Genomic DNA, 10,300 nt, shown 5'->3' with positions numbered 1-10,300 from the left:
ACTCCCTAATATTGGTTATTTTACTTTAGTTCGCTAATGTGGTGAAGTAATATTTATTTTAGCGCATTTTTCCACCCATCGTCAAGAGATATACTCGAAAAAAATCCTGAAAGCACAGGCTTTCAGGATTTTGCTTGGCGCTCTGCCATTTGTTCAGCTGTAAAGATGATGCTCATCGGATTTCCGCCGACAAAAGCTCCAGCTGGCACATCTTTATGGACGAGCGTGGCAGCGGAAACAATGGCGCCGTTTCCGATGGTGATGCCGGGCAAAATCGTGGTGTTTGCTCCGATCATGACGCGGTCTCCGATAACCACATCGCCGAGCCGGTATTCATCTATTAAATATTCATGGGCAAGAATTGTCGTATTATAGCCAATCACCGAATTTTTGCCGACCGTAATCCGTTCCGGAAACATGACGTCCGGCATGACCATCAATGCAAAAGAAGAATGCTCTCCGATTTTCATTTTAAGAAAAGCTTTGTACATCCAGTTTTTCATCGGCAAAAACGGTGTATATCTAGCTGTCTGGATCACCAAAAAGTTTTTGGCGACCTTCCAAAAAGGTACAGTTTTGTAGATATGCCAAAGCGAATTGGGGCCTTCCACAAAATGGCGTTGGGTGTTTCTCATTTTGCAGCCTCTTTAGTCAGTTCCAGCAAATCACTGATATGCTGCAGCATGAAATCAGGATTAAAGCTGGCCAGAAAGTCTTCGCCCTTTGCTGTCCAGGCAACGCCAGCTGTCCGGACACCCGCATTTTTGCCGCCCTCGATATCATGCGAGTTGTCGCCGATCATCAATGCTTCATCGTGCGATGCGCCCAATTGCTCTAACGCCAAATGCAAAGGCTCCGGATCCGGTTTTGGGTTGCTTACATGATCCAGGCCGACCAGCACGTCAAAGACGTCACCGACGCCCATCAGGTCTAAACCATGGCGAATCGTTTCGCTTCTTTTAGTCGATACAATCGCCATTTTTAAGCCTTGAGCTTTTAAAAGGCGCAAAGTTTCTGCCACACCATCGTATTCTTCAACCAACTCATCGTGCATGATTCGGTTGAGGGTACGGTACTGAACGGTCAGCTCTTCCACCCGTTCCGGATCGATTGCTGTAAATGTCTGCTCCAGTGATGGACCGATAAAATGGAGAGCATCCTCGCGTCCAAAACGACCCGGATAATGTTCACCCAACACGGACAGGAAGGTCTGGATAATTAATTCATTGGTATCCAGCAAAGTGCCATCAAAATCGAATAGTAAAGTATTAATCTGTTTTACCGTCATGTAGAAACCACTTCCTTCTGTTTTTCTTCCGCTTTACGCCACATATAAGAAACAAAGATGGTCAGCACCAGTGCGGTGACAACACGAATCGCGAGCAGGGGCCATATCGGGATGCCAAGCGGGATGAAGATTAGTGTATCTTCCACGATGGCATGGCAGGCAACAAGGAATATGAACACCAACGTGGCATCCTTTTTGCTGACGCCATCTTCCTGAACCGCTTGAATCATAACCCCTGCTCCCATCGCCAGTCCAAAAACCAGTCCTGATGCAAGTGTCAAAGAGGCATTTTTTTCTACACCCAATAAGCGAGTCAAAGGACCCAGCAGATTTGATATCTTTTGCAAATATTGTTTGTCTTTTAAAATTTGGATCATAATCATCAATGGAATGACAATCAATGCCAGTTGCAGAACACCAAATGAAGCTTTTTCAAGTCCGATCAATAAAATACCCATCCAGCTTTCCGGTGCAGCAACCGCTTCAGGTGCAAAACCGTATTGCGCGACTTCACCGCCGCCTTTCCACAACAAGTTAATGATAATCGCGGACAATCCAGCAAGACCAAAACGGACTACCAAAACGATCCATAACTTGACGCCTACCTTCAGCGCAACTCCGGTTTCAATAAAGATATTGTGTGAGAAAGACAGCATAACGGCCAATATGAAAACTTCCTTGACCGTCAGTTCCAGTGAAAGGATCCCGGCAATTCCGGCATAAAGATTCAGCGCATTTCCGAGAACCAGCGGTATGGCTGCATCACCGCTTAATCCGAACAATCCCATAACCGGCGCTACCAAATCGATGATAAAAGGCAGAACCGGCGTATATTGAAGCATCGTGACGAGCAAGGTAATCGGGAAGATGATTTTTCCCAATGACCAGGTCGTTTTCAAGCCTGCTTTTAATCCATTTCTTAACGTCGACATTTGATCGCTCTTTTCTTGGTTATTTGTCTTTATAATGCGGCGGGTTTTTGATTGCCGCACGGCGGTAAACGATCAATACTACTGCGATGATGATGGCAATAACCGATACCAGCTGAGCTGCACGAAGTTCGCCAACCACATAGAGGCTATCGGTTCGCATGCCTTCGATATAGAAACGGCCAATGGAATACCAAATCATATAGAAGAAAAACATTTCACCGCGTACCAGATTGACCTTCCGGAGCAGCAGGAGAATAATGATTCCAACCAAGCTCCACATGGATTCATACAGGAAAGTCGGATGGTAGTAAGCTCCGTCTATGTACATGTGATTGATGATCCAATCAGGTATGAACAAATTCTCGAGGAAGATGCGAGAAACTTCTCCGCCATGTGCTTCCTGATTGATGAAATTGCCCCATCGGCCAATCGCTTGGCCGATAAGGATGCTGGGCGCCAATATATCTGCCACTTTCAAAAAAGGCGTATTGCGTTTTTTTGTAAATATATAAGCGACGATTACAGAAGCGATTAATGCACCATGTATCGCGATCCCGCCATTCCAAATGGCAATGACTTCGCCAAGATTGTCTTTATAATGTTCCCACTCAAACGCGACATAATAAATGCGGGCGCCGACAATCGCCAGCGGCACCGCCCAAATCAGCAAATCAGTTAAATATTCGGGATGCAGCCCCCGTTTGACCATCTCGCGCTGCCCCACCAAAAAAGCAATGACAATTCCTGCAGCGATGATGACACCGTACCACCGTACCGAAAGTGGCCCGAGCGAAAAAGCGACCGGGTCTATTGTAGCCAGCATAGAAAACATGTAGTGCACCTTCCCATTCGCTTAGTTTGTATCTTGTGCAATTACGTCATTCAGACGCTTTGAAAATTCTTCAGCGGCATTGATGCCCATACGCTTCAGGCGGTAGTTCATCGCAGCAACTTCTATGATGACGGATAAATTTCGCCCGGGACGGACCGGAATTGTCAGTTTCGTCAAGTCTGTATCGATGATCTTCATCTTTTCTTCTTCCAGTCCAAGCCGATCATAAGTTTTATCCTGATCCCAAATCTCCAGATCAATCACTAAGGAAATCCTCTTGAAAGTTCGAATAGCGCTTGCTCCGAACAAGGTCATAATATCAATGATGCCAACTCCCCGAATTTCAAGCAAGTGCTCTATCAGTTTAGGAGAATGGCCAACCAATGTATTCTCGCCTTCCTGATGAATTTCCACGCAATCATCCGCTACAAGTCGATGGCCTTTCTTGACAAGCTCCAATGCCGTTTCACTTTTACCGACCCCGCTTTTCCCTGTCAATAACACTCCAACGCCATAAATATCAACAAGCACACCGTGAACGGCTGTTGTTGGAGCCAATTGGCTTTCCAGAAAATTCGTCAGCAAACTGGAAAACCGGGTGGTTGACATTGGTGTAGTCATAACCGGCACATGCCGGTTGCTTGAAGCGATAACCAATTCTTCCGGAACCGGAACACCATGTGAGACGATGATGGCCGGTGTATCGTCAGTGCATAGTTTCATCATGCGGTCCAGGCGTTCTTCCGGTAATAGCATGGAAAAAAAAGAAAGCTCGGTTTTTCCGAGCAGCTGCACGCGATTTGCTGGATAGTGAGTGAAATAACCGGCCATTTCCAAACCGGGTCTTGAAATGTCACTGATGGGAATATGGCGTCCGATGCCTTCTTCACCGCTGATCAGATCCAGCTCAAACATTTCCATCACTTGTTTTGTTGTTACTTGTCCCATTTGTTACCCCTCATTCCTTATCCACACATTATTTCGAATTTTCGTCGAAGTTGTTCTTTTTGCATGCGGTTTGCTCTTATTTTAACATGTAAAAAATATATTTGAAGATTTTTGTCCCCTTTCCCTATCCCTCTATCTATATAGAACGCAAAAGGAGGTTTTCAAAAATGAAGATTATGATTGATGCCGGACATGGACCAGACACCCCAGGAAAGCGATCGCCGGATGGCAGGTTAAGGGAATTCCATTTTAATTCGGCTGTTGCCGAAGAGGCAAAAAAACGGCTGTTGTTGGATGGCCATACTGTTTTTTTCAGCCATCAAAGCGACCAGGATGTCCCGCTTCACGAACGCACCTCACTCGCCAATCGTTTGAAGGTGGATTTGTTTGTTTCTATACATGCAAATGCCTTCGGACAGACTTTCAATACAGCAAACGGCCTGGAAACTTTCACATACAGCCGTCCGCAGGCAGCAACAAAAGAGCTTGCATCGGCGGTTCAACGTTCATTGGTTTTGGTGACTGGCCGAAAAGACCGCGGAGTCAAAAGAGGAGACTTTGCTGTTCTTCGCGACACCCATATGCCGGCCATTTTGGTGGAATGCGGTTTTATGACGCATAAACAGGAGGTGGAACTGCTCAAATCTGCCGCTTATCGGAAGCGCTGCGCATTGGCGATATGTTTCGGCATCGCCTGTTTCGATGCCAACCGCTGATCCCATTCCCTTTGAATCTATAATATCCGAACGCGAAAGCCAATGTGGCTTTCGCGTTTTTCGTATTTCAGATCCACATTCTGCTAAAATGGAGCTAAAGAGGTGACCATATGAACAAAACCATCGGAATTCTTGCGCATGTCGATGCCGGCAAGACCACGTTCTCCGAACAATTGCTTTACCACACAAAAAGCATTCGCCAGCGTGGACGGGTCGATCACCAAAGCGCATTTCTCGACAGCCATGCCATCGAAAAAAGCCGAGGCATCACGATTTTCGCCGACCAGGCAAGCTTTTCGCTTAACGAGTCAACATACTTCCTCATCGATACGCCAGGACATGTCGATTTTTCTCCTGAAATGGAACGGTCAATCCAAGTGATGGATTATGCCATTATCATCGTCAGTGCAGTCGACGGCATCGAAGGGCATACTGAAACCGTTTGGCAGCTTCTTGAAAAATACAAAGTGCCTGTCTTCTTTTTCATCAATAAAACCGATCGTGAAGGCGCAGAGCCGAATCAGGTCCTGGAGGAAATCCGTCTGAACTTTTCAAAGGACGCTTGTGACATTAACGGTTCTTTTCAAAACGGAGTTATGAGTGAAGAGCTGGCTGAATTTATCGCTGAACGAAATGAAGCCTTGCTGACACAGTATGTGGAATCGGGTTATGACGAGACACTTTGGCTGGAGGCATTTCAGAACATGATTGCAGCCCGGCAAATTTTCCCGTGTGCCAGCGGCTCTGCACTGCAGGATACTGGCATCCTGGAATTTCTTGCGCAACTCGATGGACTGACGGTCAGCTCCTACGCTGACAGCGAGCCGTTCGGAGCCCAAATCTATAAAATTCGGCATGATGAAAACGGCAATCGCATCTGCTTTCTTAAGGCATTCAGCGGCACTTTGCAAGTGCGCGACAAAGTGCACTATGGCCCCAGTCATCTCGAAGAAAAAGTCACACAGATCCGCGTTTACAGTGGCCATAAATTCCAGGCTGTGGAACAGGCGCGCGCAGGCGAATTGTTCGCCATCGCTGGACTATCAGAAGCATCCATTGGCGATGCTATCGGCGTCCGGCAGGAAAGCTCCTTATTTAATGTAATGCCGACCTTAAAATCCACTGTCCTTTTTGATCCATCTATTCATACAAAGGAAATTTTGGCCTGTTTTAATTTACTCGGCGCCGAAGATCCGTCTCTTTCTGTCTACTGGGATGAATATTTTCAAAAAATCCAAATTCAGGTTATGGGCGCCATTCAATTGGAAGTTCTGGAGCAAATTGTTTTTGAAAGGTTCGGGCATTCCATACAGTTTGGCCAACCGGAAATTTTGTACAAGGAAACAATTGAGGCAGCTGTTACCGGTTATGGACATTTCGAACCGCTTCGGCATTACGCAGAAGTTCACTTGAAACTCGAACCAGGGGAACGCGGCAGCGGCTTTCAGGTGGCCAACGCCTGCCATGCCGATGCTATGTCGGTCGGCCACCAAAATCTCGTTCTTCATCACCTGGCAGAGCGCGATCACCATGGGTTGTTGACCGGCTCTCCTTTGACCGATGTCAAAGTGACGCTAGTGACCGGCCGCGGACACAACCAGCACACCTCAGGCGGCGACTTCCGGGAAGCCTCTTTCCGTGCGCTGCGCCAAGGGCTCGAGCAGGCACAGAACCGGCTGCTTGAACCTGTTTACCGTTTCAAAATCAAAGTCACTCTCGATCAAATGGGGAAAGTACTGTCCGACATTCAGCAAGCCCATGGCAGCTTTGATGCCCCGGAAACAAAAGATGGAAAAACAATTATTGAAGGCCGCGTACCAGTTGCTACATTTATGAATTACAGTTCGGAACTCGCTGCCTATACCCATGGCAAAGGAGCACTCAGCCTGCTTTTCGATGGCTATGAATTCTGTCATAATGAAGAAGAAGTGATTGCTCGGATTGGCTACGTTAAAACCGAAGATCCCCTTTATACGTCCACTTCCATCTTCTGCGCTAAAGGACAGGGCTATAAAGTGACATGGGACAAAGCAGAAAAAGCGATGCACTGTTTGTAGGACCACATCTAAAGGAAAAGAGGGATTGGCCATGTACGAACAAAAAACAAAAGAAACTGATGCCGACGTCATTGAATTTATTGAAGCGGTCGACAATCCGAAAAAACGGCTGGATGCTTTTAAATTGCTTGAGCTGTTCGAGCAAACCAGCGGCTTTCCTGCCAAAATGTGGGGACCCAGCATCATCGGCTTCGGCTCGTACCATTATGTATACAAAACAGGCCATGAAGGCGATGCGCCGCTTGTCGGTTTTTCCCCGCGTAAAGCAAAAATCAGTTTGTATGTTGCAACCGGAGATACGGCCCGTGAACCATTGCTCGAGAAATTCGGCAAGCATACCAGTGGAAAATCTTGTATTTACATTAATAAAACCGAAGATATCGATCTTGACGTCCTGCGACAGCTGATCAGGCAATCCATTGATTTTCTGCAGGAATTGTATCCAGATAAAAAATAAAAAATCCGGACGGCCGTCAAAGGCTGTCCGGATTTTTTATTGATCTAAAGCAATGGTGAACTGATCTTCTCAACACCAACCAAGCCCAAAATTGTCATCAAGCTTTTTTGAATAGCCAAATGGCCGTTTTTTGGATCATGCCATTCTTCCAATGTGTGCGCCTTGTCAAACTCACCGCCAAGACCGATGGTAATTGCCGGTATGCCGATACTCATCGGATAGTTGGCATCGGTGCTGCTCGGCTCCTTCAACTCAGGTTCTGCTCCAAGTGCCCGTAATGCTGCGCTTGCCACTTGTACAATCGGCTCTCCGACCGATTGGCTTGCCGGCGGCCGGTTGCCAAAACGGTCGCTTTCTACTTGCAGCCGGTCATCGTTCCACCGTCTGTTTTCAGCTTGAGCCGCCTCTTGTACGATTTCCAGAAAACGCTGTTCCAGTTTATCCAGTTCACCTTGGTCGTTGGAGCGTAGATCGACCAGCATCGAAGCTTCCTGTGCAATGGCATTAACCGAAGTTCCTCCGGAAACCTCCCCGATTGAAAAAGTGGTCTTTGGCTCACTGGTCGTTTCCAGGTCAGCAATTGCCGCCATCGCCCGTCCTAACGCGTGGGTGGCACTCGGTGTGCCGAAAGCCGCAAAGCTATGGCCGCCGGGTCCTTTATATGTAATCTTGTAGCGATAGCTCCCCGTACCCAAATACGTAATGTAATTAAATCCTGGTCCATCCAGCGACAGGAACGCATCAATGTCTTGATGCTCTCTAAAAAAGGCTTTGACGCCACGCAAATCGCCCGCCCCTTCTTCACCGACTGTCCCGCCAAAAATAATATCACCGCTGTTTTCAATATCAGCTTCATTGAATGCTCTTACCACCGCCAGCAATTCTGCCAATCCACGAGTATCGTCTCCAATTCCAGGTGCATGCAAAACACCCTCTTTCTGATGCACCGTGGTATCTGTTCCTTCAGGAAAAACAGTATCCAGATGGGCCGATACAAAAATTCTTGGACCTTTCCCTTTCCCTTTTCGCAAACCATAGACATTTCCTTCCGCATCCATGTGGACATCTGCCAATCCCAAGTCTTTTAGACGCTTCATGAAGTTTTCAGCACGCCGCTGTTCTTTGAACGGCGGTGCCGGTATCTCTGTCAAAGCAATCTGTTCTTCGATTGTAAGAGGATGATCATTTTCGATAAACGCGAGCGCCTGTTGAATCCCAGTGTCATTCACTAATTGGTCAAATGCATTGCTAATAGCAGCAGCATCACTTTTATTCACCATCTTCACCTTCCTCACCTTCTATTTTTTTATCGCTTCGATTTCCTTGACCCTCTTTTTCTTTATCCCCCATTTCACTGAATGCTTTCACAAAATAGGCTGATGGCAGCAGCAAGCCCAATGCGGCTTGAATAACAGCGAAGAAACGGGCAGAACCAACCGGCACCAAGTCGCCATAGCCGATGGATAGAATCGTTACACCACTAAAGTATAAATAGTCCCAGAAATTGTCTCCCCCTGCTCTCCCTGTCTCGTCACTAACTCGCAGAATGTCAGTATTTAAAGACAGCACATAATAAATTACCGCAAAGCCAAGGGTGATCACTGTCATTACGAGAAATAATTTCGTAAATAATGAAGTATGCATAAAACTCTCATTATGTTGCTTATTCGTAAAGAAATAGTACAAATTGAGCAGCATCAAAAAAACTGTAATCCCTATTAAAATGATCGATAGCATGTTTCAAAACCTTTCCTTTATTCAAATAGTATGATAAAAGCGCGGAAAATACCATTTATGTGAATTTTATCATATGAAAAGCCGGCACTAAATACCTGTGCCGGCTTTTGTATTACTTTATTCGATTGTTAAATAGCGAAGCAGAACAGAACCTGTTTTGGTTTCGCCATAGACTAATAATGGAGCTGCAGCCGGTTCAGTCCCCTGTTTTGAGAACCGGATCGATTTCTGCATGAATTGTCCTTGTTCATGCGTGCTGTCGATATCTGAAAGCAAGACATCCATTTTGCCAAGGTTAGATGAAACTTCCCCTTTCAGCGGCAAATGAGCTGGAATGTAAATTTCCACATTTCCTGCCAAAGTTTTTGCTTCCAGCTTGCGTGCTTCCTTACATCTTGTAGTAGCGACAATGTTGCCGTTTAAAGACTTGGATTCGACTGTTTGGATATCACCATCGATATAGATGCGGCCATTCAAGGTTTCCGCTTCCAATACTTTGCCTTTGGTTTCCTGGACGTGAATCGCACCATTCGCTGTTTCCAATTCTGCATCGTCAAACTCCACATGCTTCAAGTCGATTTTGCCGTTCGCCGTTTTCACCTTGATCAATGCAGCATCGATGCGCTTCATCGTGAATCCGCCATTAAACAGGCGCGCTGTGATGTGTTCATAAGAAGCTTCAGGTACATAAAGAATGACATTTACTTGAGTCGTTTTAAAATCACTGATGATCCGCAACTTATGATCATCCGCGATAAAGACGAATTTATCAAGAAAATCTTCTTTTGCCTGTGCTGGAGACTCTGCCCGGTAAGCTTTGACGCTGCATTCCGCACGCAGCAAGCCATCTTGGGATGGAAAAATTTCCAATTGGCCATTGGCAATATCCGCAATGATGGTATTCAAATCTGTCATTTCATCTGTAAAAGTATGGCTGAATTGAACCGCTTCACCAAATGGGGAATCGAATTCCATTGTTTTCAGCTTGCCTACAGAAGATTGCATAAAGTCCATCATTCGGGTACCGAAATCATTGAAATCACGCGAGACATTTTTTGAAACGTTTTTGGAAACGTTCTTCGAGAAATCTTTTGATACTCTTTTCACAATATCTTCCGGTCTGAAAAATCCGCGCTTGGCTGATTTGTCTTTCTGGCTGTTGCGGCCATAATTCGGTTCATTCGAAGAAGCACTGTTGCCATCTATAGCGCGCAGCAACTCAACCGCTTCCCGCGCTGAAATCGTACCATTCTCTACCATGTCTAAAATGCGTTCTTTTTCGCTTTGCATGTATTTTGGCCTCCTCTTTGCCTGAATGCCGATAAGCAAGAGC

At 46.2% G+C, this 10,300-nt stretch carries 11 protein-coding genes; 3 read left to right on the top strand and 8 right to left on the bottom strand.

Annotated features, from left to right (window positions below):
* Positions 1-122 precede the first annotated feature (122 nt).
* Genes QOZ98_RS15390 through hprK form a run of 5 tightly spaced genes read right to left on the bottom strand, consistent with a single transcriptional unit; the run spans position 123 to position 4,000 of the window.
* The gene (locus QOZ98_RS15390) at positions 123-635 is read right to left on the bottom strand and encodes an acyltransferase (RefSeq protein WP_308788247.1); all 513 of its coding nucleotides are present in this window, start codon (positions 633-635) and stop codon (positions 123-125) included.
* Complete coding sequence (ppaX, locus tag QOZ98_RS15385) at positions 632-1,288, bottom strand: pyrophosphatase PpaX (protein WP_308788246.1); 657 nt, start codon at positions 1,286-1,288, stop codon at positions 632-634. The genes QOZ98_RS15390 and ppaX overlap by 4 nt, the downstream gene beginning before the upstream one ends.
* Positions 1,285-2,220 carry a nucleoside recognition domain-containing protein gene (locus tag QOZ98_RS15380; RefSeq protein WP_308788245.1) on the bottom strand — a complete coding sequence of 312 codons (936 nt, stop codon included), beginning with the start codon at positions 2,218-2,220 and terminating at the stop codon, positions 1,285-1,287. Before QOZ98_RS15380 ends, ppaX begins: the two co-directional genes overlap by 4 nt.
* 19 nt (positions 2,221-2,239) lie before the next feature.
* Positions 2,240-3,052: a prolipoprotein diacylglyceryl transferase gene (gene lgt, locus QOZ98_RS15375; RefSeq protein WP_308788244.1), complete on the bottom strand. Its 813-nt coding sequence runs from the start codon at positions 3,050-3,052 to the stop codon at positions 2,240-2,242.
* A gap of 21 nt (positions 3,053-3,073) precedes the next feature.
* Positions 3,074-4,000 (bottom strand): HPr(Ser) kinase/phosphatase, encoded by a 927-nt coding sequence (gene hprK / locus QOZ98_RS15370; protein WP_142828821.1) that lies wholly within the window; start codon positions 3,998-4,000, stop codon positions 3,074-3,076.
* A 167-nt stretch (positions 4,001-4,167) separates the two neighbouring features.
* On the opposite strand from hprK, the gene QOZ98_RS15365 reads away from it, so the two are divergent.
* From QOZ98_RS15365 to QOZ98_RS15355, 3 genes are all read left to right on the top strand, one after another.
* Positions 4,168-4,716 carry an N-acetylmuramoyl-L-alanine amidase family protein gene (locus QOZ98_RS15365; RefSeq protein ID WP_308788243.1) on the top strand — a complete coding sequence of 183 codons (549 nt, stop codon included), beginning with the start codon at positions 4,168-4,170 and terminating at the stop codon, positions 4,714-4,716.
* A 110-nt stretch (positions 4,717-4,826) separates the two neighbouring features.
* Complete coding sequence (locus QOZ98_RS15360) at positions 4,827-6,773, top strand: TetM/TetW/TetO/TetS family tetracycline resistance ribosomal protection protein (RefSeq protein WP_308788242.1); 1,947 nt, start codon at positions 4,827-4,829, stop codon at positions 6,771-6,773.
* A gap of 31 nt (positions 6,774-6,804) precedes the next feature.
* On the top strand, positions 6,805-7,230 hold the full coding sequence (locus tag QOZ98_RS15355; protein ID WP_308788241.1) for a DUF1801 domain-containing protein: 426 nt from the start codon (positions 6,805-6,807) through the stop codon (positions 7,228-7,230).
* Positions 7,231-7,274: 44 nt separating this feature from the next.
* Here the strand turns inward: QOZ98_RS15355 and QOZ98_RS15350 are convergent, their stop codons facing one another.
* The 3 genes from QOZ98_RS15350 to QOZ98_RS15340 form a co-directional block, all read right to left on the bottom strand.
* On the bottom strand, positions 7,275-8,510 hold the full coding sequence (locus tag QOZ98_RS15350) for a M20/M25/M40 family metallo-hydrolase (protein WP_308788240.1): 1,236 nt from the start codon (positions 8,508-8,510) through the stop codon (positions 7,275-7,277).
* A complete protein-coding gene (locus QOZ98_RS15345) occupies positions 8,500-8,874 on the bottom strand; it encodes a potassium channel family protein (RefSeq protein WP_308788239.1) in 375 nt (124 codons plus the stop codon). Before QOZ98_RS15345 ends, QOZ98_RS15350 begins: the two co-directional genes overlap by 11 nt.
* A gap of 210 nt (positions 8,875-9,084) precedes the next feature.
* The gene (locus QOZ98_RS15340) at positions 9,085-10,257 is read right to left on the bottom strand and encodes a DUF4097 family beta strand repeat-containing protein (RefSeq protein WP_308788238.1); all 1,173 of its coding nucleotides are present in this window, start codon (positions 10,255-10,257) and stop codon (positions 9,085-9,087) included.
* Positions 10,258-10,300 lie beyond the last annotated feature (43 nt).

Source organism: Planomicrobium stackebrandtii (genome assembly GCF_030814955.1).
Classification (GTDB): Bacteria; Bacillota; Bacilli; order Bacillales_A; family Planococcaceae; genus Planococcus; species Planococcus stackebrandtii.
This window is presented reverse-complemented; position numbering and strand designations above follow the sequence as displayed.

Coding starts and splice junctions, on each gene's coding strand:
- QOZ98_RS15390 (WP_308788247.1), bottom strand. CDS start 635: ATGAGAAACACCCAACGCCATTTTGTGGAAGGCCCCAATTCGCTTTGG.
- ppaX (WP_308788246.1), bottom strand. CDS start 1,288: ATGACGGTAAAACAGATTAATACTTTACTATTCGATTTTGATGGCACT.
- QOZ98_RS15380 (WP_308788245.1), bottom strand. CDS start 2,220: ATGTCGACGTTAAGAAATGGATTAAAAGCAGGCTTGAAAACGACCTGG.
- lgt (WP_308788244.1), bottom strand. CDS start 3,052: ATGTTTTCTATGCTGGCTACAATAGACCCGGTCGCTTTTTCGCTCGGG.
- hprK (WP_142828821.1), bottom strand. CDS start 4,000: ATGGGACAAGTAACAACAAAACAAGTGATGGAAATGTTTGAGCTGGAT.
- QOZ98_RS15365 (WP_308788243.1), top strand. CDS start 4,168: ATGAAGATTATGATTGATGCCGGACATGGACCAGACACCCCAGGAAAG.
- QOZ98_RS15360 (WP_308788242.1), top strand. CDS start 4,827: ATGAACAAAACCATCGGAATTCTTGCGCATGTCGATGCCGGCAAGACC.
- QOZ98_RS15355 (WP_308788241.1), top strand. CDS start 6,805: ATGTACGAACAAAAAACAAAAGAAACTGATGCCGACGTCATTGAATTT.
- QOZ98_RS15350 (WP_308788240.1), bottom strand. CDS start 8,510: ATGGTGAATAAAAGTGATGCTGCTGCTATTAGCAATGCATTTGACCAA.
- QOZ98_RS15345 (WP_308788239.1), bottom strand. CDS start 8,874: ATGCATACTTCATTATTTACGAAATTATTTCTCGTAATGACAGTGATC.
- QOZ98_RS15340 (WP_308788238.1), bottom strand. CDS start 10,257: ATGCAAAGCGAAAAAGAACGCATTTTAGACATGGTAGAGAATGGTACG.